This window comes from Streptomyces griseoruber (assembly GCF_001514205.1).
GTDB lineage: Bacteria > Actinomycetota > Actinomycetes > Streptomycetales > Streptomycetaceae > Streptomyces > Streptomyces griseoruber.
Genome location: NZ_KQ948767.1, coordinates 295,386 through 319,383, shown reverse-complemented (window position 1 = coordinate 319,383; position 23,998 = coordinate 295,386). Strand labels below are relative to the sequence as shown.

Here is a 23,998-nt window from a genome sequence, read left to right as displayed (position 1 = left end):
GCCAGCACCTGGCGGAGGAGATCGAGGAGATCTCCGCTGCTCCGGGGGCACCTACGGCTCGCCGAAGGTGTTCATCGAGCTGGTGCGCCGGGGCCGGCGGGTGTCGGTGAACACCGTCGCGAAGGTCATGGCCGAACTCAGGCCGGCGGGCCGGAAGGCCAGGCGCCGCCGGTCGCTGACCAGGCCGGGCAGGCGGCCGGCGCCCCGGATTTCGTCCGCCGGGACTTCACCGCCGAGGAACCGGAACTCGTCCGGGCAGGCGACATGACCGAGATCGACACCGGCGAGGGCAAGCTCTACCTGGCAACGGTGATCGATCTGTTCTCCCGTCGGCTACTCGGCTACGCGAGGGGCGCCCGGCACGACGCCGAGCTGGTGGTGGCTTCACTCAACATGGCCGCGGCCACCCGGGGCTGCGACGTCCGCGGCGTGATCATGCACACCGACAGGGGCAGCGAATACTGCTCCCGGAAGTTCAAGCAGACCTGCCGCAGGCTGGGCATCGTGCAGTCGATGGGCAGAGTCGGATCTTACTTCGATAACGCCGTGAGCGAGGCGTTCAACAGCGTGCTGAAGGTCGAGTACGTCCACCGGCACACTTTCCGCACCCGCACCGGGGCTCGCATCAAGATCGCCACCTGGATCACCGACTTCTACAAGGCCGGGCGGCTACACAGCGTGTGCGGGTTCAAGAGCCCGATCGACTACGAACGCGAATACCGGGCCACCCTCGCCGAGGCACTCGCCGCATAGATCGTCTCCACGCTGCGAGGGGATTGACAGTAGTCGTATCCCCTGTCGGCGTGGAGCTTGCCGGGCTTGCGCCGGCGGGGTCCTCGGCGGGATCGAAGCGGGGGATGCCCTTCACGAGCGGGATCAGGGCCTGGCTGTCGTGGACGTTGGCGCCGGAGATGCCGACGGACAAGGGCAGACCGGTCCGCTCGGTGATCAGATGAATCTTGGCCCGCATGTTCACCGAGTCGATCGCGCACCGGAAGACGCATGCGAGCGACAGTGAGCGAGGGTGCGGGTGCTGACGTCCGGGAGGTAGAAGGTTTTGCGGCCGTGGGTGTGCGCCCGTACGTCGTAGCGGTCCCAGAGCTGTACGAACTCCGTTCTCTCGGCAAGGAGTTCGTCGACGAGCCCGACGAGGTCGGGGGCATCCGGGTCGGTTCCGGCCAGGGCGCGCGGCCGCCCCACGCACGCGCGGATCTGCGCGTCCCAGTGGTCGAACACGGTGCGGGCGCCGGGGTTGAGGAACACCCAGCGCGCGACGTTGCGCTTCTCCACCGGCCGCTGCACCATGCCCACGAACAGCCGTAGCCCGCCCGGGTTCCACGCGAGCAGGTCCATCGTGCGGCTGACCACGACCGCGGGGGGCCGCAGGCTCTCCAGCAGCAACCCGACCCCGGGCCCCACCGAAGAAGTGGGCGCCGTCGGGGGCTCGGCCGCGGTGGGGCGGGCGGCGCACACCGCGAGGTCCCGCACGTGCCCGTGCGCGTGCTCGTCCAGCAGAAGGACACGAGCGAGCGCGCCGACCACGGACGCGCTGGGCCGAGTCTCCTTGCCGTGCTCCAGGCGGACGTAGTAGTCGATGCTGATCCCGGCCAGGGTGGCCAGTTCCTCGCGCCGCAGCCCGGGCGTGCGCCGCAGGCCGGGGCCGACCTTGAGGCCGGCTGCTCGCGAGTCACCCGGGTGCGGTGGGCACGCGGGAAACGCCCCAGTTCGGTGCCGTCGCTGCCGTTGTGCTGCTCACGTGCCATGCGGCCAGTGCGTCAGGACGGGCAGGACGGATCCACAGGCCGGACCTGGGGGCCCTGTCACACCCCCGAACAGCGCTCCCCGGCACAGCTCTGCCTGCCACGCGACCCGTCCGGCGCGCAGGCTGGATGACGGTTTGAAGAACTCATTCCGTACCGACCAATCGCTTCCTCATCAGGAGATCCACCCGTGTCCCGTTCTGTCGCATCGAACAGGCCTTCGGCGTCAGCCGATACCGCCGCCGGCCGGCCCCGCACCGCGAACGGTGCCCGGTGGGCGCTGGCGGCCGCGCTGCTCGGCTTCTTCGTGATGACGCTCGACGCCCTGCTCGTGAACGTCGCGCTGCCCGACATCGGACGCGGCTTCGGCGGCGGGATGACGGGATTGCAGTGGGTGGTGGACGGCTACACGCTGATGTTCGCCGCGCTGTTGCTGTCCGCGGGGTCGGTGACCGACCGGCTCGGTGCGCGGCAGGCTTTTGGGGCGGGGCTCGTGGTGTTCACCGTCGCCTCGGCGGCCTGTGGCTTCGCACCGAGCCTGGGCGTGCTGCTCGCGGCCCGGCTGGTGCAGGGCGCGGGCGCCGCGGTGATCATGCCGGCCTCGCTGGCGCTGATCCGCGAGGCGTTCCCCGACCCGGCCCGCCGTGCCCGGGCGATCTCGGTGTGGGCGATGGGCGGCTCGGTGGGCGCCGCGGCCGGGCCGGTGCTGGGCGGTGTGCTGAGTCAGCTCAGCTGGCGGATGATCTTCTTCGTCAACCTGCCGGTGGGTGTGCTGGCACTGTTCCTGCTCGCCCGGACCGTCCGCTCGCCCCGCCAGGGCGACGCCCCGTTCGACCGGACCGGGCAGATCGCCGCGGTGGCGGCGATGGGCGGCCTGGCCTAAGCGGCGATCGAGACCGGCGCCGTCGGCCTGGGCGCGCCGCGCGTGCTGCTCGCCCTGGCGGTGGCTGTGGTGGCGGGAGTGGTCTTCCTCGCGGCCCAGGCGCGCGGCCGCAACCCGATGGTGCCGCTGGAGCTCCTGCGTGCCCGGACGATGGCACTCTCGGCGACCATCGGGTTCGCGCTCAACGTCGGCTTCTACGGGATGATCTTCCTGCTCGGCCTGTACCTCCAGCAGGAACAGGGCCTGTCGCCGATGGCCACCAGGCTGGCGTTCCTGCCGATGACACGCTGCTGACCGCGGTCGTCAGCCCGACGGCCGCCCGGCTCGCCGCGCGATTCGGGCCGCGAGTGCCGATCATCACGGGCCAGCTCCTGATGGCCGCGGGCCTCGTGGCGCTGTGTGTTCCGCCTGCGTCGGCGCCCGCCTGGCTGCTGGTCCTGCTGATGATCCCGGTCGGAACCGGCGGCGGCCTCGCCGTACCGGCGGTGACGTCACTGCTCCTCGACCGGACTCCCGCCCAGCGCGCCGGTACCGCGAAGCGGCGTCCTGAACGCCTCCCGCCAGCTCGGTGGCGCCCTGTCCGTGGCGGTCTTCGACGCCCTGGTCTCCCGCCATGCGCACTTCCTGCACGGGCTGCGCACCAGCCTCCTGGTCGCCGCGCTGCTCGTCGTCCTGACCGCGGGGGCCTCCGTACTCCTGAAGGAGAAGACCTCATGACCTCGACATCGCTGTGGACGAGCCAGGAGCTCGACAGCTTCGAACACGCGGAGGAGCTGCAGATCGCGTCCCTGCGAAGCGGCGGCGAGCTGGGCAGCCGACGGACGATCCGGGTGGTCCGCGTGGGCGACGACAATCACCGGAGCGCGAAGGACGCTCGCTGCTGCCACCTTGTGCCGTCGTGGACCATCAGATCGACCGACGACACGCGGCCGGTGACGGGAAGCCGACCGCGAAGGTCGGCCTCGGCCTCCTCCAGCACGGCATCGTCCTGCCCCTGCGCGATGGTCAGATGCGGGACGACCTCGTCGAACTGCCCGCCGAACGGCGGGGTCTGCGGCCACCGATCCGCGATCGCCTCGGTGAGCCGACGGAACGGGAGGTCCGGTTCGGGGACGAGATACAAGATCCCCGGGAATCGCCCGCAGTGCTCGAACCGGGCCTCGAAGCGCCGGTGACGCCCGATCACCTCTCCGATGGCAGCGCACGCACCGTCATCGATGCGGTTCTCGTGGAGAAACGGGAAGAGGACGGTGACATGGGCCGGAACACCTGCACGGGCTGAGGGGTCCAGCCGGTCACGCCACGCTCGAACAGCAGGTTCTGCCGCGGGGACCCTCACGATGAGTCCCGACTGCCCTGCCTGAAACTCACCGGAGCCGTCGCCTGCCATCGCACATGTGTATCAGCAAGCCCGGAACGGCAGCGACCCGATGACGATCGCGGGCGGTTCAGCCCACGGTCGGCACCCAACACGACCCCGGATGCGGTGCTCTCGTAGTGCGGCTGCGGTCAGACGGCCGGTGAGGTTCGCGGGTCTGTCGCGTCGGATCCGCTCGGGGTTTCGGGTGTCAATGAATTGCCCACGACCGGAGAGTTCACCCGGCCGGCCCTCAAGGCTTCGGCCAGAAGATCGTTGGAATCCCAGTACAGCCACATCCCATGGGCGAAAAGCAGTACGGGAACAGTCATGAGGAGCCCCCACCACGCGCTGTGCGGCAGCAACACGCTCGAGAGCATCACCATGGGAGGGCCGATGGACACACGGAACTCGGCTTCGGCTCTGATGCGGTCGAACTCTCCGAACAGTTCCTGATCGGTTCCGATGAGCCGGGCAGGAACCAGGGGGAGATCGTCGATCAGCGGTAAGAGCGCGAGGCGTGGATCGAGATCATGGTGGTTCAAGGTCCTGGTCAGGGCGTCCAAGCCCTTGGCGGTGGGGATGCGCTTGGGGCGCGGAGGAAGGAGTACGTGAGAACCGTCGTCCCGATGTGCACCGTGCCGTGTCGCCCAGTAGGCAGGTGACCACGGCCACACATAGCGCGCCACCGGCCTGCCTCCTGGGTCGGGTGGATCAAACGCCACTGCCGGCACAAGCACGGGCGCCAGCAGCGCGATGGCCAGAGCAACACCGGCGGTGCTGATGGCGCCGAGGAGGTACGCGATGAAGGCCAACGCCGCGAAGACCGCTGGTTTCCCGGCCCAGAGGGCAGCGTCGTAAAGATCCGCCAAGAGGCCGGAAGCGGAACCAGGCTTCGGCAGTTCTCTGCCAATGAGCAGCCACAGCGCCACCAGCCAGAGACTTCCCGCTGCCAGCGGGGCTCGAAGGTTACGCATCCCGGGCAGCAGGCTGATGAGCATGCCTCCATTAAAGTGGTCCGACGGCACCCGCTCCAGACCGCGGATGCGACGGCAAAGCGCGGGCGGCCGAGGCACACCTCGGCCGCCCGGGTTCTTCACCTGTCCGGTGTGGGATGTCCTTTCCTCAGACGATCATCCACTGGTGGTTCGCGCCGGTGGTGCAGGTCGACTGGTCCAGGGCCGCCCCGTTGGTGGTGGACGCTCCGGCGACCTCGAGGCACTTGCCGCTGTTGACGTTGGTGAAGGTGACGTAGCCACCGACCACCGGGGTCTTCTTCCACAGTTGGTGTGAGGCGCCGGTGCACGTCGACTGGACGGCCACCGCGCCGTCGGCGGTGGAGGCGCCGGCGATCTGCAGACACTTGCCGCTGTTGACGTTGACCAGTTCGTAGGGGGAGCCGACGGCGGTGGAAACCCACTGCTGGTTGGTGCCGGAGTTGCAGTTCCCGGAGTTCACCGACGCCCCGTCAGCCGTACTCGCGAACCAGACGTCCGCGCATGTGTCGGCGTTGCGGTTCAGCAGGTGGTTGTTCGCGGCCCCCAGCGGACCGGCCAGGACGGGCCAGCCGTTCGCGAAGGTCACCTGACGGATGTCGAGCGTCTCCCGTCCGGAGTTGTCGCCGTCGTAGTAGTGGTAGGCGAGGAACTTCAACGCTCCGTCGTCGTAGGCGTCGGCACCACCGCCGGCCACCTTGGGGCGGGCGCCGGTGAGGACGGTGGTTCCGCCGTTCGAGAGCATGTTGGTGCCGCTCTGGTCGAGGTAGGGGCCGGTGATGCTGGTGGAGCGTCCGACCACCGTGTAGTAGTTGCTGTTCGTTCCGCTGCAGCACAGGCCCTTGGAACCGAAGAGGTAGTAGAAGCCGCCGTTGAGGATGATCGTGGGGTTCTCGATGCCGACGGCGAGGTGCCAGAGGTTGTTGTCGGTGGTGGACAGCTTGCCCGTGGCCTGGTCCAGGACGTGCATGTAGGTGCCGGGACCGGTGAAGGAGCCCCAGGTGATGTACAGCCGGCCGTCGGGTCCCCAGTCGACGTTGGGATCGATCGGGTAGTTGACGTCCGTGACCATGCCCTGGTCGGTCCAGGGGCCTTCGATGTCGGTCGCGGTGGCGACGCCCATGACGGCGTACGCGGATCCCCAGAGCGAACCGGCGTAGTACAGGTGGTACTTGCCGTTGAAGTACTTGACGTCGGGAGCCCAGATGTTCGGCGGGGTCGAGCCGAGCTTGGCGGTGATCCAGGAGGGTGTCGACTCCCAGACGTTGCCCACCTTCGTCCAGCCGGAGGCCGCGGTGGCGGCGCATGTCTTGCGGATGGTGATGGATCCGCTGGGGTTGAGCGGGTCGTTCTCGAACCCGGTGGAGAAACCGTAGTAGCAGCTGCCGACCTTGATGAGGCTCGGGTCGTGCATGCGGGTGTCACCGCTGAGCGCCTGTGCCGGGGAGGCCGTGACCAGGCCCAGGACGGTGAGGAAGGCAATGAGGGCCGCGGCAGGCGCGGACCTGCCGCGTCTTGCGCGCATCCCGGGAGGCGACGACCCGGGGTGGTTGTGGATCTGCATGGGAGACTCCTTCGTCTCGCTCTTGAGGCGCGGGGACCATCCCCGGTGTGGGCGACGGCCGTTCAGGGCAGCGCTGCGTCCCGTGTCCGCGCCCCGTCGGGGAGGAGATGGGACGCGGACACGGGCCGGACCAGCGGTGCTGCTGGATCTCGGCGCTGGGGGGACGTGTGTGGGGCGGGTTCGCGGGCCGCCTCGTCACGATTCGAGGGCGCCGTCGAAGGGCCACGACGGTCGGGCCCGTCAGCCCTTGACCGCTCCGGCGGTCATGCCCGCCACGATCTGCCGGTTGAAGAACAGGAACATGACCAGCGGCGGGACGGTGATGAGCAGGATGTCCATGAAGAGCAGGTTGTAGCTGGTGGTGTACTGGCTCTGGAAGGTGAACAGCGTCAGCTGGACCGTGGCGTTCTGTTCGCCGGGCAGGAAGTACAGCGGGTTGGTGAAGTCGTTGAAGACCGCCACCGACTGCACGACGATCACCGTCACGATCACCGAGCGCAGCACCGGGAAGACGACCTGGAAGAACAGCCGCAGCGGTGACGCCCCGTCGATGACGGCCGCCTCGTCGAGTTCGCGCGGGATGGTGGCGATGAAGGCGCGGAACAGCAGGATGGAGAAGGACAGGCCGAACGCGATCTCCACGAGGATCAGTCCGGGGAGCGTGCCGAACAGGCCGGCCTTCTGCAGGACCCAGATGGTCGGCACCACCGCCGGAGGGATGATCAGCCCGGACAGGACCAGGAAGTTGATCAGTCCGGTCCACCGGGTGACCCGCCGCTGGAGCACGAAGGCGACCATCGCTCCCAGGACGACCATCGCCGCCACGCTCGCCACGGTGAGGATCACGCTGTTGATGAACGCGATGACGAGGATGTAGTCCCTCGCCTGGACCACCTGGACCAGGTTGTCCACGAGCTGGAAGCGGTGCGGCCAGGAGAAGTCGAGCCGGGAGGCCTGCTGCGGGTCCTTGACCGCCGTGAGCACGATGAACGCGAACGGGATGACGAAGACGACGAGGCTGACGGCGACCGACAGGACGCCGAGCCAGGTACGGGTGGCGTTCTTCATCGCTCCACCTCCTTGAGGGCCAGGAAGCGGGACAGCGGGACGATGATGGCCGTCACCACGAGGAAGAGGATGACGTTTCCGGCGGTCGACAGGCCGTAGAAGCCGGCCTGGTACTGCTTGTAGATGACGGAGGCGACGACGTCGGAGCTGAAGCCCGGACCGCCGCGCGTCATGGCCCAGATCAGGTCGAAGGACCGCAGGCCGCCGATGAGCGACAGGACGATCACGGTCGATGTCGCAGGCCAGCTCAGCGGCAGGATGACGTTGCGGAACAGCTGCCAGGGACCCGCGCCGTCGATCCTCGCCGCCTCGTAGTAGTCCTGCGGGATGGACACGATGCCGGCGATGTAGATCACGGTGGCGAGCCCGACGCCCTTCCACACGTCGACGAGGGCCACCGAGAACAGCGCGAGTGACGGGTCCGTCAGCCATCCCGGACCGTTGATGCCGACAGCCGAAAGGGCGCTGTTGATCGCACCGGTGGACGGGTCCATGAGGGCGGTGAAGGTGATGCCGACGCCCACGGTGCTGACCAGCACCGGGAAGAACACCACCGAGCGCAGATAGCCGCGGGCGCGGATCTGGCTGGTCAGCAGGATGCCGAGGAGGAGTCCGAGGACCACCTTGAGGCCCGAGGTGGCGACCGCGTAGAGGAACGTGTTGACGAAGCCCTTGACCAGGGCGGGCTCCTGGAAGAACTCGGTGAAGTTGTCCAGCCCGATGAAGGTCGACCTGAAGACGGTCCACCTGGTCAGGCTGAAGTAGAACGACGCGAACGTCGGGACGAGGAACAGCGTCCCGTAGATCACCGCCGCCGGCAGATAGAACCAGGTGGGATAGGGGCTGTGCGTCTGGGCGGACCGACGCGTCCTGGTCGCCAGTTTCGGCTGCTCGGCCGCCGGTGGCCCGGTCGGTACAACTGTGGTCATCGGTCGACCTCTCTCGGGTGCCTCCCCGCACCCCTTCCGAAGGCGGGGAGGCACTGACTTACGTTCCTACCAGCCCGGCAGCCCGAGCTGCTGGGCCTGCTTCCTGACGTCCTTGTCGTACAGGGCCGCGCCGGACTTGGCCCCCGTGATGCCGGAGCCCACCTGGACGCAGATCTGCTCGAGGCTCGGGCCCTTCACCGGGGACAGGAACTCCAGAGCCGGGCTCTGGGCGTCGTGGGTGAAGTACGCCGCGACGTCCTTGGTGATCGCGGGAACGTCCGACGGCAGGGTGCAGCCCTCGACCAGGTAGGGACCTGTCGGCGTCGACGCCTTCGCCTGGGAGGTGCAGCCGGTCGGGCTCGCGGTGAACGCGAGGAACTTCCTGACCGCCGTGAGCTTGTCCCCGGTGGTGCTCTTCGGCACATAGAAGGCGTTCGGGAACCACGCCGTCAGACCGTTGGCGGCGGCGTCGTCCCCGGGCAGGGCGAAGAAGCCGATGTCGTCGAGCTGGTCCGGGTTGCTCGTCTTGATCGCGCCGATGACGGTGGAGAGCATCGGGTACTGGGCGCCCCTGCCGGTGGCCAGCATCTGCAGGCCCTTGACGAGGGTGGCCGACGCGTAGTCGGGGTTCTGCAGCTTCAGGTCGTGGATCTGCTCCAGGTACGCGAAGCCCTTGGCGGCGTTCGCGTCGGTGGCGAACTTCGCCTTGTTGGCGGTGAACTTCTCCGCGAAGTCCGGTTCCGCGGCGGCCACGTTGTGGAAGTCGCCGAGGACCAGGAGTTGGGAGGTCCAGGTGTCCTGGTAGGTCTGGATGACCGGGGCGATCCCGGCGGCCTTGATCTTCTTGCTGTTGGCGATGAACTGCGCCCAGGTCTTCGGCACCGTCAGACCGAGCTTCGCGTAGACCTTCTTGTTGTAGAGGACACCGCCGCCGAGAGCCGAGCCGAAGGGCACGCCGTAGGTCTGGTCGCCGACCGTGACCTGCGGGAGGAAGGACTTGTCGAGTCTTTTGACGTACGGGTCCCGGGTGATCGGCGCGAGGTTCTTCGTCGGGTCGATCTGCTGGAACAGCGAACCCGTGTTGTACGAGAAGACGTCGGCCATGCTGCCGGTCTGCAGTCGCGTCTTGATGAGGTTGTCGCCGTCGGTTCCGCCGGGGCGCGTCTCCACGCTGACCCGGATCTTCGGGTTCTCGGCCTGGAAGTCCTTGGCCAGCTGCTTGGCGGCCTGGAGGTTGTCGGGTGCGTTGTCGACGAGCAGTTTGATCGTCGTGGCGCTGCCGTCCCCGCTGGACGAACCGAGGGAGCCGGCGCTGCACGCGCTGAGCAGAAGCGGCAGAACAGCGGCCGCGGCTAGAGCCGCTCTTCTCTTGGCGAGCGTGCGTGACCTCATGGACGTTCCTTCGTTCGAGCGAGCGGGGTTAAATCGATTCAATCGGAGGGCGTGGCGCCTCCGGCCGATACCCGAGGGCACAGTGCGGAGCGCCGCGACGGACGGAGTCACCGATCGACGGGACAGGCCGATCGCACCATGCACGAGCTGGGAATTCGTTGCTCACGGCCGACTGTCCCCAAGGCTCCGGGCGGCTGGGCCGCGACACAGCCGACGCGATCCGCTTTCGTGTAACGTGCCACACAGGTTGGAGCGCAGAGACCGGAACCGTCAAGCCATCCGCGAGTAACGTTCCCGAAACGCCGGATGGGCAGTGCGGTGGATGACGACGGAGGCGGGGACCCCCAGTGCAACCAGCAGGCGGCTCGAAGAGAGCCACGATCGCCGATGTCGCGCGCAGCGCCGGCGTGTCCACCTCGGCGGTGTCGAAGGTCCTGAACAACGCCTACGGGGTGAGCCCCACGATGCGCCAGCGGGTGCAGACGGCCATGGCCGAGCTGGGCTACCGCCCGCACGCCGCCGCCCGCGGCATGAGGGGCCGCACCTACACGATCGGCGTTCTCCTCGCGAGCACCCGCAACGCCTTCTACGCCGACCTCCTGGACGGCATGAACGCGACACTGCGCAACACCGAGTACGTCATGTTCCTCGGCTCCGGCGGCTCCTCCGAGATGGAGGAACAGACCAAGCTGATCCACGCCATGGTGGACCGCCAGATGGACGGTCTGATCCTGATCGCGCCCGCCGTCCCCCGCACGGAGGTGGTGCATATCGCGGCCGAGGTGCCGACGGTGGTGATCGGCCACCACGACCCCTCCCCGGCCTACGACCGCGTGGTCAATCAGGACGGGGCCGGCGTCGACCTGGTCGTCGACCACCTCGTCGCCCTCGGGCACCGGGACATCGCGCACCTGTCGCATCCGACGGTGCGCGGCTCCCAGTGGGCGCAGCGGCCCGAGCACCACGTCCGGGCCGCCTATCAGGAGGCGATGGCCCGGCATGGTCTGGCGGATCTGGCCCGGGTGGTGCACTCCGGGTACTCGGACGAGGGCGGCTACCGCGGCGCCATGGAACTGCTCACCTCCACGCGCCCGCCCACCGCGATCTTCGCCGGCGCGGACGTCGCCGCGACCGGCGTCTTCCGGGCCGCCGCCGACCTCGGTCTGCGCATCCCCGACGACCTCTCGCTCGTCGGATACAACAACACCTCGGTCGCCGCGCTCGCCCCGGTCAGCCTCACCAGCGTCGACCAGGCGGGCGCCATGATGGGCGAGACCGCGGCCCGGCTGCTGCTGGAACGGATCGAGAAGCGGCGTGACCGTGCGGTCGTCATGGCATCGACACCGCACCTGGTGACGCGCTCCAGCACCGCGCCGCCGCGCGCCTGAAGCCGCCCGCGCTCCGGTCCCGGGCGCGGCCGGGCGCACGGCGGCCGAACGGGCCCTGCGGGCCGGATGCGCCGGATTCTCCCCCTCCCTCTTGACGCGGCAGGCATCTTCCCTCCACGTTTGATTCGTTTCAAACGTGGTACGTTCCACACAGCAAGGAGCCGGCATGAGTCCTGAGCGTCCCGAACCTGACACCGAAGTGGTGTCGCTTCGTTTCGAGCACCGCGAGGACGCGCTCGGCGTCGGCACCCCGCAACCCCGCCTGTCCTGGCAGGTCCGCACCGACGACCCCGCCTGGCGACAGACGGCGTATGAGGTGGAGCTGGAATGCGGCACGACGGCGCGGGTCATGTCGGCCGAACAGGTGCTGGTGCCGTGGCCCTTCGCACCCCTGGCCTCGCGCAGCGGGGCGAGCGTCCGCGTCCGGGTCGCCTCCCAAGCGCGCTGGAGTGACTGGAGCGCGCCCGCCACCGTGGAGACGGGGCTGCTGCGCGCCGACGACTGGACCGCCCGCTTTGTCACCCCCCGCCACCACGGCACCCCGGACGCGCCGGCCCCTGAGCTGATACGGCGGGTCGTGCTGCGGGCGGATGCGGCCTGGGCCCGTCTCTACGCCACCGCTCACGGCGTCTACACCGCGTCCCTGAACGGCACCCGGGTCGGCGACGAGGTCCTCGCCCCCGGCTGGACCAGCTACCGCCACCGGCTGCGGTACCAGACCCACGATGTCACCGCGCTGCTGAAGAAGGGCGAGAACACGCTCTCGGTCGTGCTCGGCAACGGTTGGTACCGCGGGCACCTCGGCTGGTGGGGCGCCCGTGCCCTGTACGGCGACCGACTGGCCCTGCTCGCGCAGCTCGAGGTCCGTTATGCCGACGGTTCGGCAGAGGTGTTCGGCACCGACGGGACGTGGCGGGCCCGGGACACCGGAATCCTCACGGACGACCTGTACAAGGGTCAGCGCACCGACCTGCGCTTCACTCCGGGCGAAGCTGACGGCCCGGTGGACGTACTGTCCGACGAGGAGGCGGACCCGGCGCGGCTCGTGGCCCCGGAGGGGCCGCCCGTACGCGTCACCGAGGTGCTGCCCGCCCTGAAGGTCTGGCAGTCGCCGTCCGGCCGTACGCTCGTCGACTTCGGCCAGAACGTCGTCGGCTGGGTCCGCCTGCGCCTGCGCGACACCGCGGCGGGCACGGAGGTCACCGTCCGGCACGCCGAGGTACTGGAGAACGAGGAGCTGTGCACACGGCCGTTGCGCACGGCCGACGCCACCGACACCTACCTCCTGGCCGACGCCGAGGAGTCCGTCCTCGAACCCTCGCTGACGTTCCACGGATTCCGGTATGCCGACGTCACCGGCGTGCCGGACCTGGCGGTCGAGGACCTGCACGCCGTCGTCGTCGGCAGCGACCTGCGCCGCACGGGCTGGTTCTCCTGCTCGGACCCGGATCTGGAGCAGTTCCACGAGAACGTCGTCCGGGGCACACGGGGCAACTTCCTCGACATACCGACGGACTGCCCCCAGCGCGACGAGCGGCTCGGCTGGACCGGCGACATCCAGGTCTTCTCCCCCACCGCCGCCTTCCTCTTCGACACCGCGGGCTTCCTGTCCTCCTGGCTCGCCGACCTCGCCGCCGACCAGCATCCCGACGGCGCGGTGCCCTGGGTCATCCCTGACGTCCTGGACGACGCGGCCCCCACCGCGGCGGCCTGGGGCGACGCGGCACCGGTGGTGCCCTGGGTGCTGTACGAGCGGTACGCCGACCGCGGCGTCCTCCAGCGGCAGTTCACGAGCGCCCGCGCCTGGGTCGACAAGGCCGCCTCGCTGACCACCGACGGCGTGTGGGCGGGCGGTTTCCAGTTCGGCGACTGGCTGGACCCCGCCGCACCCCCGGACGACCCGTTCGCCGCCCGCACGCCCACGGACGTCGTCGCCACCGCGTGCCTGGCCCGGTGCGCCGCCGTCGTCGCCCGCACCGCCGAGGTACTGGGCCGCTCCGAGGACGCGGCACGGTACTCCGCGCTCGCCGAGCGGACCCGGGGGGCGTTCGCCCGTGCGTTCGTCACCCCCGCGGGCCGGATTCTGGGCGACTCGCCGACCGCGTACGCCATGGCCCTGCAATGGGACGTGCTGACCTCCCCGCACCATCGTGCGGCGGCCGGAGACAGGCTCGCCGACCTTGTTCGGACGAGTGGATTCCGGATCGCCACCGGGTTCGTCGGTACCCCGCTGATGACGGACGCCCTCACCTCCGCGGGCCACCCGGACCTCGCCCACCGGCTGCTGCTGGAGAAGGGCTGCCCCTCCTGGCTTTACCCCGTGACGATGGGCGCCACCACCGTCTGGGAGCGCTGGGACAGCATGCTGCCCGACGGCAACGTCAACCCCGGCCGGATGACCTCCTTCAACCACTACGCGCTCGGCGCCGTCGCCGACTGGATGCACCGCACGGTGGCCGGCCTGGCCCCTGCCGCACCCGGCTATCGCGAGATCCGCGTGCGCCCGATGCCGGACCGCTCGCTCACCCACGCCACGGCCGCGCATCTCACCCCGTACGGCAAGGCCTCGGTGAGCTGGCGGCGCCAGGACGGCCGCTTCCACCTGAACGTGGTCGTGCCCGTGGGAACACGGGCCACCGTCCACCTGCCCGGTTCCGGGGAGCCCCCTGCGAGCGTGGCCCACGGCACGCACACCTGGACCACCGACGACCCATGCCCCGACTCGGGACCGTCCGAGGTGATCACCGTGCGGGACCTGATGGACGAACCCGGTCTCTGGGGGCGCACGGTCGACGTCCTGACCCGCCACGGCCTGGGTGACGACTCCGCACAACTGGCCCGGCGACTGGGCCCCTTCCTGGACCTGCCCGCCGGCCGACTGCCCGCGCTGCTGAACAGGGTCCTCGTCGAAGACGGCGGTGCCGACGCCGCTGCCGAGCTCACCACCCTGCTGAGCCGCACAGCGGACTCCCGTCCACCCCACAGCGTGCCTCGCGGCGACGCCACCGCGAACACGTCGGCCTGAACGATTCACAGGGAGACTGCCATGCCCCGCAAACCCTCGCTCCTGTTCGCACTCCTCAGAGGCTTTCTCGTGTTCACCGTGGTCGGAGGCACCATGGCGGTCCAGCCTGCGTCCGTGTCCCCCACCGCGTCGGCTTCGGACGCGCCGTTCTCCGTGCATGCTCTGACCACCAACGGCCGACTGAACCCCCTGGGCATCGGTGGTGAGGACCCGGTCTTCGGCTGGCAGTCGGCGTCGGCGCGGCGGGCGACCTCGCAGCAGGCATACGAGATCCAGGTCGGACGCACACCGGGGTCCGCCGATCTGTGGTCGTCCGGCAAGGTGGCCTCCGACCGCCAGGTAGGCGTCCAGTACGGCGGTCCGGCCCTGAAGCCGGCCACACGCTACTACTGGCGCGTACGAGCCTGGGACGACAGGAAGGCCGCGAGCCCGTGGAGCGCGCACGCGTACTTCGAGACGGGCCTGCTGGACTCCGGCGACTGGGACGGCGCCCAGTGGATCACGCGCCCCGAGGCCGCGAGTGATCTGGACAAGTGGACCGACTACGTCGCCACGGTCGACTTCAAGATCGACAGCGCTGCCTTCGGCATGTTCCTGCGCGCCTCCGACGCGAGCAACGGCTACATGTGGCAGTTCAACGTCACGGGCCCGACCCCGATGCTGAGACTGCACAAGCAGGTCAAGGGCGACTACAGCGTGATGCAGGAGGTGGATCTCGCGCCGTACGGCTTCACCGACGCGGGTCTCCTGGCCGGCCGGCACACCGTCCGCTACGACGTGGTGGGCGCCACCATCAGGACGACCCTCGACGGCAAGCTGGTCAGCACCTTCACCGACGCCACGTTCGGCAAGGGCTACATCGGATTCCGCACCCACGGATGCTGCGGCGAACGCGGAACCGTCTACGACGCCGTCGTGACCGGCGCCGACGGCGGCACTCTGCTCGACACCGACTTCGCCTCCGACCAGAACCCGTTCACCGGCGGTGAGATCGTCCACTCCGCCCTCGTGGTGTCCGGCACCACGGACGCCCTCAGCGGGCCCGCGATCCGGCCGCTGCCGCTGCTGCGCAAGGATTTCGCGACCAAGGCGGGCAAGAAGGTCGCCTCCGCGCGGGTCTACGCGTCCGCGCTCGGCGTGTACGAGCTGGAGATCAACGGCAAGCCTGTCGGCGACCAGGTGCTCGCCCCGGGCTGGACGAACTACCACAGGCGCATCCAGTCCCAGACCTACGACGTGACGAAACTGCTCACCCGCGGGCACAACGCGATCGGCGCGTCCCTGGCGAACGGCTGGTGGGCCGGGAAGGTCGGAATCGGCTGGAGCCGCCAGTACGGGGACACCCCCGCCCTTGTGGCGAAGATACGCATCACGTACACCGACGGCTCGGTCCAGTGGATCGCCACGGACGGTTCCTGGAAGGCCGCGGGCGGCCCCTACGTCAGGGCCGACCTGCAGGACGGCGAGACGTATGACGCCCGTCTGAAGCCATCGGGGTGGAGCCGGCCCGGATTCGACGACGCGGCGTGGGAGCCCGCCGCGAGCCTGGAGTCCCGGACCGCGCTCCTGGTCCCGCAGAGCGACGAGCCGGTGCGCCGGACCCAGACGCTCAAGGCCCGCAAGATGACCGAGCCCGCCCCCGGGACCTACGTCTACGACCTCGGGCAGAACATGGTCGGAGTGTCCCGACTCACCCTCACCGGCTCCGCCGGCCAGACGGTCAAGATCCGCTACGCGGAGGTCCTCAACAAGAACGGCACCCTCTACACCGACAACTTCCGCACCGCCAGGGTCACCGACCGCTACCTCTTCGCCAAGACCGGAACGGTGACCTACGAACCCACCTTCACCCAGCACGGATTCCGCTACATCGAGATCACCGGGGTGAGTGAGCCTCCGGCGCTCTCCGACGTCAAGGGCGCCGTGTGGGGATCCGACCTCCCCTCCACCGGCACGCTGAAGACCTCGGACACCATGCTCGACCAATTGGTGGGCAACATCTCCTGGAGCCAGCGGGGCAACTTCCTCTCCCTCCCCACCGACACCCCCGCCCGCGACGAACGCCTGGGATGGACGGGAGACATCAGCCTGTTCGCGCCGACGGCCAACTATCTGGTCGACACCCGCGCGTTCCTGTCCCACTGGATGGCGGACGTCCGCAACTCCCAGTACGCCAACGGTGATCTGCCCGCGGTCGTACCGACCCCTCAGGGCCGGTTCGGCGACAGCGGTGTCGGCTGGTCCGACGTGATGATCACCGTGCCGTACGCCGTGTGGCGTTCCTACGACGACACCCGCATCCTGCGGGAGAACTACCCCGCCATGCGGAAGTTCTTCCAGTTCGTGCGGGACAGCGCCGGACCGGACCTTCTCGAACCCGGCCGCACGACCTTCTTCACCAACGACTGGCTGCACCTGGACGACCCCACCGAACAGGGCATCCTGGGCACCGCCTACTACGCCGAGGACGCCCGCATGATGGCGGAGGTGGCCAGGGCCCTGGGCGATGACGCCGCGGCGTCCGAGTACAGCAAGCTCTCCGCCGACATCCGCACCGCCTTCACCAAGGCCTACGTCGCAGCCGACGGCACCGTCACGCGCAACTCGCAGACCGGCTACGCGATGGCCCTAGGCATGAACCTCGTCCCGGATCCGGCACTGGTCGGGAAAGTCGGCGAGAAGTTCGTGGCCAAACTCGCGCTCACCGACTACCACCTGCGGACCGGCTTCATCGGCACACCGCTGCTGCTCCCCGCGTTGAGCAAAATCGGCCGGGCCGACCTCGCCTACAAGATGCTGCTCCACAAGGACTACCCGTCCTGGGGCTACGAGGTCGCCAACGGTGCCACCACCATGTGGGAGCGCTGGAACTCGATCATGCCCGACGGCAGTTTCGGTCCGGTCGACATGAACTCCTTCAACCACTACGCCTACGGCGCCGTCGGTGACTGGATGTTCCAGAACATCGGCGGCCTCTCCGCGATCGACCCCGGCTACAAGCGCTCCCGCATCGCCCCGGTGCCCGGCGGGAAGCTGACCAAGGGCTCAGGAAGCCTCAAGACCGTCTACGGCCTGCTCTCCTCGAAGTGGAGCACCCACAGGGGCTCTCTCGTCCTGGAGGTGACCGTGCCGGTCAACACCGTCGCGGAGGTTCACGTGCCGTCGAGGACCCGCTGGGCGGTCACCGAGGGCGGCCGACCGGCCGGCACAGCCGAGGGAGTCCGGTTCCTCCGGATGGAGGAGGGGGCTTCCGTGTTCGAGGTCGGGTCGGGCACGTACCGCTTCGGCGTGCCCAGCGGCCTCGCCGGCCGCGGCGACGCCGGGGAGGCCGACGGGTGACCGCGTGACCTGGTGGGCTTTCAAGCGTGGTCGCCCGGCCCCACGGCCCCGGTCGTTTGATGGTCGGCCAGAACAGCAGCCGCTGCCCCTGCCATCGCTCCCCTGCCGGCTCACATGTGCGCCGGCGGGGGAGCATGGCTTCAGGGGGCTGTGCTACGCCGTCCTCGGCCCGGAGGTCGTCAGCTGGGCCGAGCAAGCGCTCGACGTCCCCGTACGGGACCCCGACGGGCGGACGCACCACGGGATGGTCATCGCCAACGGGTGGGCCGACGGAATACGGTCCCCGGTCCGGCCGGGATCGATGGGCAGGCCCCTGCCGGGGTGGTCGGCCGAGATCCTGCACGACGATCGGGACGAGCCCGCCCCGGCGGGTACGGCCGGCCGCGTCGCGATCAGGGTGGCCGAGAGCCCTCTGATGTGGTTCTCCGGCAACACCGGCGCCCCGGCGAAGACCGACGAACCCTTCTCCGCCAACGGTCGCTGGTACCTCACCGGCGACGCCGGAACCCGGGGCGCGGACGGCTACTTCCTCGGTCGGCGACGACGCGCTCGTCGCGGAACTGCGGCACCCGGTCAAGCACCGGTTCGCCGCACACGCTCACCCACGCACCGTCCGGGAAGATCCAGCGCTTCGTCCCGCGGGAGCGGCGCAGACAGGAGTTCCCCGTCACTGGTCCCCTGTCCCGTACGAGGTATCAGGAGATCGATTCCATGCCCGTCTCACGCCTACCGCCGCGAAGAGGCGGCGGACCTGCTCGACCTGACGCAGAGAGCTTCCCCCGGAAGGGGTTCCGGACACCGGGTCGGTGCGGCTCCTCGCCCTGCCATACCCGGCCGAGCAGCGCGACGGGCCGGCCCTGTCGCCTGCGGTTCGAGCCGCCGGAGTACCTGGAGCAACAGACGGTGCTGAAGCAACCCGTACCTCGCGCACCCCTGCGCCCCCGCCGCCATCCGGGCTCCCCCTCCCCCGCACCGACCGGGTGGCGGCGGGATGCGCCGTGAACTCACGGGAGCGGCCCCGGTCCGGCCCGCCGAGGGGCCGTAGCGGCCGGCGGCGTGTTCGGCATTCGAGGACCAGGATCGCGCCGACCAGCAGGCCGGCGAACGCGCGGCGCCGCCCCTCCCGCCGGGGCGAGCGGGAGGGGCGGCCTGCGGTCGGCTCAGGTTGCCCGGGTCACTTCCCCCAGATCTTTCGGTACGCCTCTCGGTACCCGCTGGGGTCCCAGGACGACTTGCCGCCGGTGTTGTCGGCCGTGGTGATGTGGACCGGAGGGACGTAGCCGCTGGCGGGCTCGCCCGCGAAGGCGCGGTTGAACTCGTCGACCATCTGCCAGCCCTGCTGGGACAGCGGCTCGGGGACCGTCGCCGCCTGGAACTGCTTGCTGTTGATGCGCTGGAAGGCGGACGGATCGCCGTCGCCCGCGCCGATGTTGAAGGGGGCTCCGTTGCCCTGCTTGCCCGCTGCCCGAAGCGCCGGGGCGGCGTCCGCGAAGTAGAGGTCGTTGATGGCCACCGAACTGGTCCACTTGGCGCCGAAGCGGGACAGCAGCGCCGACACTTCCTGAGGGGTGCGGCTGCTGGCGTCGGCGATGGGGATGTTGGACGTCGTCAGGACCTTGGTGTCGGAGCAGGTGGCGAGTTCCTTCTCGATCAGGTCCGACTTGCCCTTGGCGAACGGGATGGAGGCGTCGGTGAAGACCACCACGCCCGCCCGGCCGTTGGACTGGCTGATGACCCAGTCGGCGCTGATCTTCGCGACGTCCTGGACCTGGGTGGTGATGTTGCTGAAGAGTTTCGGGTCCTTGCTGGGACCGGGGGCGTCCACGGCGTGCCAGCCGATGAGCGGGATGCCGGCGGCGTCCGCCTGGGCGACCTGCTGCGCGGTCGACTTGGGGTCGAAGCCGGAGAGCACGATGCCGTCGGGCTTGACGGCGACAGCCTGGCTGAGCGCGGCCTGGATGCCGGCCGGGGTGCCCTGACCGTCGATGATGCGTACGTTCCAGCCGATGGCCTTGGCAGCCTCCTTGACTCCGTCGGCGGCTCCGGCCACGCCCGGGTTGGTCATGCTCTGGGCGACGTAGACGATGGTCTTGCCGACGGCCGCCTTGGGGCCGGTGGTCGGACCGTCCCAGACGGCGTCGACATCTTCGGCGGCCTTCACGGCGGTCTTGGCCTTGGCGAGGACGGCGGGGCAGCCGGCCTTCGTGCCGGCGACGGCGCTGGCGGTGCCGGCCTCCGAGCCCCGGGTGCAACCCGCGGCGAACGCGGTGACCAGGGCGAGTGTGGCCATGGCTCTCAGGGTCGCCTGGCAGGTGTGGTGGTACGACACGAACGGCTCCTTGCTGACGTACGGGAAGGGCGGGAAGGGCGCGGCAAAGGGGGGCAGCGCTCAACGGGCGGCAGGGGTCCGCGCGGCGGGTCACCCCTGCGGTGGGTGGCTTTTCGGACCTACTCCGCTGTCGTGGACGGCGGCTGGGGCGCCGGTTCCGCGGCGGGGACCGACGTCCGCGCGGAGGCGGCCGGTGCGGCTGGGGCCGACGGCTCGGACAGCGATTTGCGGGTGGCGCCGGCCCCGGCGCGCAGCCTGCGGCGGGCGGAGTAGCCGGCCAGACCGACGGCGAGGAGGAGGGTGCCGCCGTTGAAGAGGGAGGTGGCCCAGAACTCGGCTCCGAGCTGCTGGATGCCGGCGAGGCCGATGGCGAGGATGGCGACGGCGACGACGGTGCCCGCGGCGTTGGCGCGGCCGGGCTTGATGGCGGTGGAGCCGAGCAGCGCGCCGACGAAGGCGGGCAGCAGGTAGTCCATACCGACGCTGGGGTTGCCGATCTGCTGCTGGGCGGCGAGCAGGACGCCCGCGAAGCCGACGACGATCCCGGAGCCGGCGAAGGCGTAGACACCGTACCGGCGGGTGGGGATGCCGACCAGGTCGGCGGCTCGGGCGTTGGAGCCTATGACGTACAGGTAGCGGCCCAGCGGCAGTCGTTCCAGCAGCAGCCACAGGACGACGGCGAGACCGAGGACGTAGAAGGCGGGCACGGGCAGGCCGAGCAACTTCGAGTTGTACAGGTCCGTGAAGGCCGGCGGCAGTCCCTGCGTGCCGGGGACGATGCGAGCGCCGTCGGTGATCCAGCCGGTGAAGGCGTACAGCACGCTGCCGGTGCCGAGGGTGGCGATGAACGAGTCGATCTTGGCGAACTCGACCAGCAGTCCGTTGAACACTCCGATGACGCCGCCGCCGACGATGACGACGAGGCAGGCCATCGGCCAGGGCCAGCCGTTGTGGACGATGAGCTGCATCGTCAGCACGTGGGCGAGGCCGAGGCCGTAGCCGACGGACAGGTCGAACTTGCCGGTGACGATGGGGATCATCGCGCCGAGGGCGAGCATGGCCGGGATCGACTGGTTGGACAGGATCGACGAGATGTTGTCGAGGGTCGGGAAGGTGTCGGGCAGGGTGAGGGAGAAGACGAGGAAGAGCAGGACGGTGAGGGTGAGCAGGCCGTAGGTGCCGATCACGTGGCCGCGCAGACGGCTCCCGCCGTCCGTGCCGCGGGACTGCCTGGTGCGCGGGGCACCGGGGGTGCGCGCGCTCCTGGTCGCCTTGCGGCCGCCGGCGGTCGTGGACCTCTGGGCGCGGCGGGAGGAATCGGTCTCGGTGGCCATCAGTGGTTGCCCGTTCCGGTCAGCGCCGGCATGGCCGACGCGGCATGGGTGAGTTCGGTGACGGTGAGGTCCTCGCCGGACAGTTCCGCCGTCACGCCGCCCCGGACGAAGACCAGGGCGCGGTGGCACACGTCGGCGACCTCCTCGAAGTCGGTGGAGATGAGCAGAACGGCGAGTCCTTCGGCGAGAGCGTCGTCGAGGAGTCGGTAGATCTCGGCCTTGGCGCCGACGTCGACTCCGGCGGTGGGCTCCTCGAGGATCACCACGCGACGGCTCAGCCGCAGCCAGCGACCGATCATGATCTTCTGCTGATTGCCACCGGACAGGGTGGCGATCGGTGCCTCGGAGTCGGCGGGGCGCACGCCGAACCGCTCGACGAGCGACCGGGCCTCGGCCCGTTCGCGGCGGGGGCTGATCCAGCGCCAGGGGGAGCGGGCGTCGGCGCGGGGATTGGCCAGGAAGTTCTCCCGCACGGTGAGTTCGAGGGCGCAGCCCTCCTCCTGGCGATTACTGGTGACGAAGCCGATGCCCGCGTCCACGGCGGCGGCGACCGAGCCGGGACGGTAGGGCCCGCCGTCGAGCAGCACCTCGCCGCCGGTGAGGGGCCGGGAGCCGGCCAGAGCGCGGCCGAGGTCCATGTGGCCGGCTCCGGTGAGACCGACCATGCCGAGGACTTCTCCGGCGCGCAGTTCCAGGTCGATGGGACCGGCTCCCTCGGTGGTGACACCGGTCAGGCTCAGCACGGTGGAGGCGGGGGTGCCCGTGGTGCGGGGGGCGGGCGGGCGGTGGCTCTCCGGCTCGTGGCCGACGATGTCGTGCACGATCCGGTCGGGGCCGTGGTCGGCGAGGAGGCCCTGGCTGATGAGGTGGCCGTCGCGCAGGACGGCGAAACGGTCGGCCACCTGGTAGACCTCGTCGAGGCGGTGGCTGACGTAGACGATGGCCTGGCCTCGGTCGCGCAGGGTGTGCAGGACGTCGAAGAGCCGGGCGCAGTCCGCGGCGGGGAGGCTGGCCGTCGGTTCGTCGAGGACGATGAGGCGGGCGCGGGTGGCCAGGGCGCGGGCTATGGCGACGAGGGAGCGTTCGGCGCGCGTGAGGTCGGCGACGGCCGCGTCCGGGTCGAGGTGACCCGCCACGATGTCCAGGGCCTCGGTGCAGCGTCGGCGCACCTGCCGCCAGGAGACGAGCCCGCCCCGGCGGGGGTAGCCGGTGCCCAGGGCGACGTTCTCGGCCACCGTCATCCACTCCACCAGACCAAGGTCCTGGTGGATGAAGGACATCTCGGTGGACGCGGCGCTGGAGCCGAGGGGATGCCCGGCGACGGTGACCTGACCTTCGTCGGCGCGGTAGACACCCGCAAGGATCTTGATAAGTGTGGATTTTCCGGCACCGTTGTGTCCCAATAGGGCAAGGACGCTGCCACCGTGGAGGTCGAGGTCCACATCGGCGAGGGCGAGGGTGCCGCCGAACCGCTTGCGCAGTCCGCGGATCGTCACCAGTGGGCGGGAGGCCGCGTGCCCGTCGGGCGACGGAGGACTGGAGGCTGTGTCGTCGGGAGCGTCGTTCACGGACTTCTCCGGGGGATCTGCAGGCCGAGGACCACTCCATCGGCTCGACCAGAATCCTGAACTCGTTACAGCATCCTGGTCAATACTCCCGCTGACATTTGTTGCCTCAAAGTCGCCCCGAAGTGGCCCCGAAGTTAAGGCGGCCGCACGGAGAGGTTCCGTACGGCCGCCGTCACATCGCGATCACCCCGCGGGCCCCGGCCACCCGGGCGGGGTCAGGTCCGCCTCATCCGCCGCCCGCGGACATGCCCTTCGGGAGCATCGGGTTCTCCATCCCTGCCGCGATGGCGCGCAGATCCTTGAGCAACGCCTCGCGGAACTCGTCGTCGAGTCGCGCCTTGAGCACGGTGACACTGATCGCGAACGGCGCCGAATCGGTGCGGAACCCGGTGACCGGCACGGACAGGCAGAGGACACCCGCCGTGGCCTCCTCGTCGTCGATCGCGTAACCCCGCTCCCGGGACACCGCAAGGTCCTGCAGCAGTGCGGGCACCGAGGTGATGGACCGCTCACTGAGCGCGGGAAGGGTACGGCCGCGCAGCCGGTCCTCCGCCACCGCGGGATCCAGGGTCGAGAGGATGGCCTTCCCGGTCGCCGTGCAGTTCGCGGGGAAGCGGTCGCCGATGTTGGCGGTGAGCCTGAGCGGCTGGGTGCCGTCGTACCTGGCCAGGTAGAGCACGTCCAGGCCGTCCAGGACGGCCACCCGGGCGGTCTCCCGCGAGATGTGGGCACTGCGCCTGCACAGCTCGTAGAAGTCGCGCAGCTGGTCGACCGTGGACAGATAGCGGCCACCGAGTTCCACCAGCTTGCGCCCCAGGCCGAAGCCCGTGCCGTTGCGCGTGATCATGCCCGCCGCCTCCAGGGAGGCGCAGAGATTCCCCGTCGAGGACTTCGGCAGGCCCAGGGCACGCGCGATCTCGCTGACGGACAGCGGTCGGCCCTCCGCCTCACCGAGCACGTCGAGAATCGCCACCGCTCGGGTCACCGCCGGGACAAGGCTTCCCGGGTCGCTTGCGCTCACCGTCGTTTCCACCCATCATTCTGTTCGTCGTTCAGCATGTTGTTAT

The 23,998-nt window shown here is 69.7% G+C and carries 15 protein-coding genes and 2 pseudogenes; 5 read left to right on the top strand and 12 right to left on the bottom strand.

Going from position 1 to position 23,998, the window contains the following annotated elements:
* Nucleotides 1–753, top strand: a 753-nt coding sequence (locus tag AQJ64_RS16570) for an IS3 family transposase (protein WP_107120613.1), incomplete at its 5' end; no start/stop codon positions are given.
* Nucleotides 754–782: 29 nt separating this feature from the next.
* Here the strand turns inward: AQJ64_RS16570 and AQJ64_RS48055 are convergent.
* A pseudogene (locus tag AQJ64_RS48055) lies at nucleotides 783–994 on the bottom strand (transposase); the annotation flags it as partial.
* On the bottom strand, nucleotides 973–1,596 hold the full coding sequence (locus AQJ64_RS16565; RefSeq protein ID WP_420876543.1) for an MmyB family transcriptional regulator: 624 nt from the start codon (nucleotides 1,594–1,596) through the stop codon (nucleotides 973–975). The pseudogene AQJ64_RS48055 and the gene AQJ64_RS16565, both read right to left, overlap by 22 nt.
* A 354-nt stretch (nucleotides 1,597–1,950) precedes the next feature.
* Between AQJ64_RS16565 and AQJ64_RS52290 the strand changes: the two are divergent.
* Nucleotides 1,951–3,360, top strand: a pseudogene (locus AQJ64_RS52290) (MFS transporter).
* A gap of 136 nt (nucleotides 3,361–3,496) precedes the next feature.
* On the opposite strand, the gene AQJ64_RS16555 reads toward AQJ64_RS52290, so the two are convergent.
* The 6 genes from AQJ64_RS16555 to AQJ64_RS16530 all read right to left on the bottom strand — a co-directional run bounded on the left by AQJ64_RS16555 (nucleotide 3,497) and on the right by AQJ64_RS16530 (nucleotide 9,948).
* Entirely contained in the window at nucleotides 3,497–4,033 is a 537-nt protein-coding gene (locus tag AQJ64_RS16555) for a 2'-5' RNA ligase family protein (RefSeq protein ID WP_055635614.1), read from the bottom strand.
* A gap of 119 nt (nucleotides 4,034–4,152) precedes the next feature.
* A complete protein-coding gene (locus AQJ64_RS16550) occupies nucleotides 4,153–5,001 on the bottom strand; it encodes a hypothetical protein (protein WP_055635613.1) in 849 nt (282 codons plus the stop codon).
* 124 nt (nucleotides 5,002–5,125) lie between these two features.
* The gene (locus AQJ64_RS16545; protein ID WP_055635616.1) at nucleotides 5,126–6,520 is read right to left on the bottom strand and encodes a family 43 glycosylhydrolase; all 1,395 of its coding nucleotides are present in this window, start codon (nucleotides 6,518–6,520) and stop codon (nucleotides 5,126–5,128) included.
* 279 nt (nucleotides 6,521–6,799) lie between these two features.
* Entirely contained in the window at nucleotides 6,800–7,627 is an 828-nt protein-coding gene (locus AQJ64_RS16540) for a carbohydrate ABC transporter permease (protein ID WP_055635612.1), read from the bottom strand.
* On the bottom strand, nucleotides 7,624–8,556 hold the full coding sequence (locus tag AQJ64_RS16535) for a carbohydrate ABC transporter permease (protein ID WP_055635611.1): 933 nt from the start codon (nucleotides 8,554–8,556) through the stop codon (nucleotides 7,624–7,626). Before AQJ64_RS16535 ends, AQJ64_RS16540 begins: the two co-directional genes overlap by 4 nt.
* 66 nt (nucleotides 8,557–8,622) lie before the next feature.
* Nucleotides 8,623–9,948, bottom strand: coding sequence for an ABC transporter substrate-binding protein (locus AQJ64_RS16530; protein ID WP_055635610.1), 1,326 nt, complete (start codon nucleotides 9,946–9,948; stop codon nucleotides 8,623–8,625).
* A 347-nt stretch (nucleotides 9,949–10,295) separates the two neighbouring features.
* Between AQJ64_RS16530 and AQJ64_RS16525 the strand changes: the two genes are divergently transcribed.
* From AQJ64_RS16525 to AQJ64_RS16515, 3 genes are all read left to right on the top strand, one after another.
* The gene (locus tag AQJ64_RS16525; protein WP_055635609.1) at nucleotides 10,296–11,336 is read left to right on the top strand and encodes a LacI family DNA-binding transcriptional regulator; all 1,041 of its coding nucleotides are present in this window, start codon (nucleotides 10,296–10,298) and stop codon (nucleotides 11,334–11,336) included.
* A 166-nt stretch (nucleotides 11,337–11,502) separates the two neighbouring features.
* The gene (locus tag AQJ64_RS16520) at nucleotides 11,503–14,361 is read left to right on the top strand and encodes a family 78 glycoside hydrolase catalytic domain (RefSeq protein WP_079061710.1); all 2,859 of its coding nucleotides are present in this window, start codon (nucleotides 11,503–11,505) and stop codon (nucleotides 14,359–14,361) included.
* Between the two features lie 21 nt (nucleotides 14,362–14,382).
* The gene (locus tag AQJ64_RS16515) at nucleotides 14,383–17,700 is read left to right on the top strand and encodes a family 78 glycoside hydrolase catalytic domain (RefSeq protein WP_055635608.1); all 3,318 of its coding nucleotides are present in this window, start codon (nucleotides 14,383–14,385) and stop codon (nucleotides 17,698–17,700) included.
* Between the two features lie 1,174 nt (nucleotides 17,701–18,874).
* Here AQJ64_RS16515 and AQJ64_RS16505 read toward each other — a convergent pair.
* The 4 genes from AQJ64_RS16505 to AQJ64_RS16490 form a co-directional block, all read right to left on the bottom strand.
* The gene (locus AQJ64_RS16505; protein ID WP_059202753.1) at nucleotides 18,875–19,990 is read right to left on the bottom strand and encodes a substrate-binding domain-containing protein; all 1,116 of its coding nucleotides are present in this window, start codon (nucleotides 19,988–19,990) and stop codon (nucleotides 18,875–18,877) included.
* Nucleotides 19,991–20,148: 158 nt separating this feature from the next.
* Nucleotides 20,149–21,363, bottom strand: coding sequence for an ABC transporter permease (locus AQJ64_RS16500; RefSeq protein ID WP_055636700.1), 1,215 nt, complete (start codon nucleotides 21,361–21,363; stop codon nucleotides 20,149–20,151).
* Nucleotides 21,363–22,931 (bottom strand): sugar ABC transporter ATP-binding protein, encoded by a 1,569-nt coding sequence (locus tag AQJ64_RS16495; protein WP_059202738.1) that lies wholly within the window; start codon nucleotides 22,929–22,931, stop codon nucleotides 21,363–21,365. The genes AQJ64_RS16500 and AQJ64_RS16495 overlap by 1 nt, the downstream gene beginning before the upstream one ends.
* A gap of 226 nt (nucleotides 22,932–23,157) precedes the next feature.
* Nucleotides 23,158–23,916, bottom strand: coding sequence for an IclR family transcriptional regulator (locus AQJ64_RS16490; RefSeq protein WP_055635943.1), 759 nt, complete (start codon nucleotides 23,914–23,916; stop codon nucleotides 23,158–23,160).
* Between the last annotated feature and the right edge of the window lie 82 nt (nucleotides 23,917–23,998).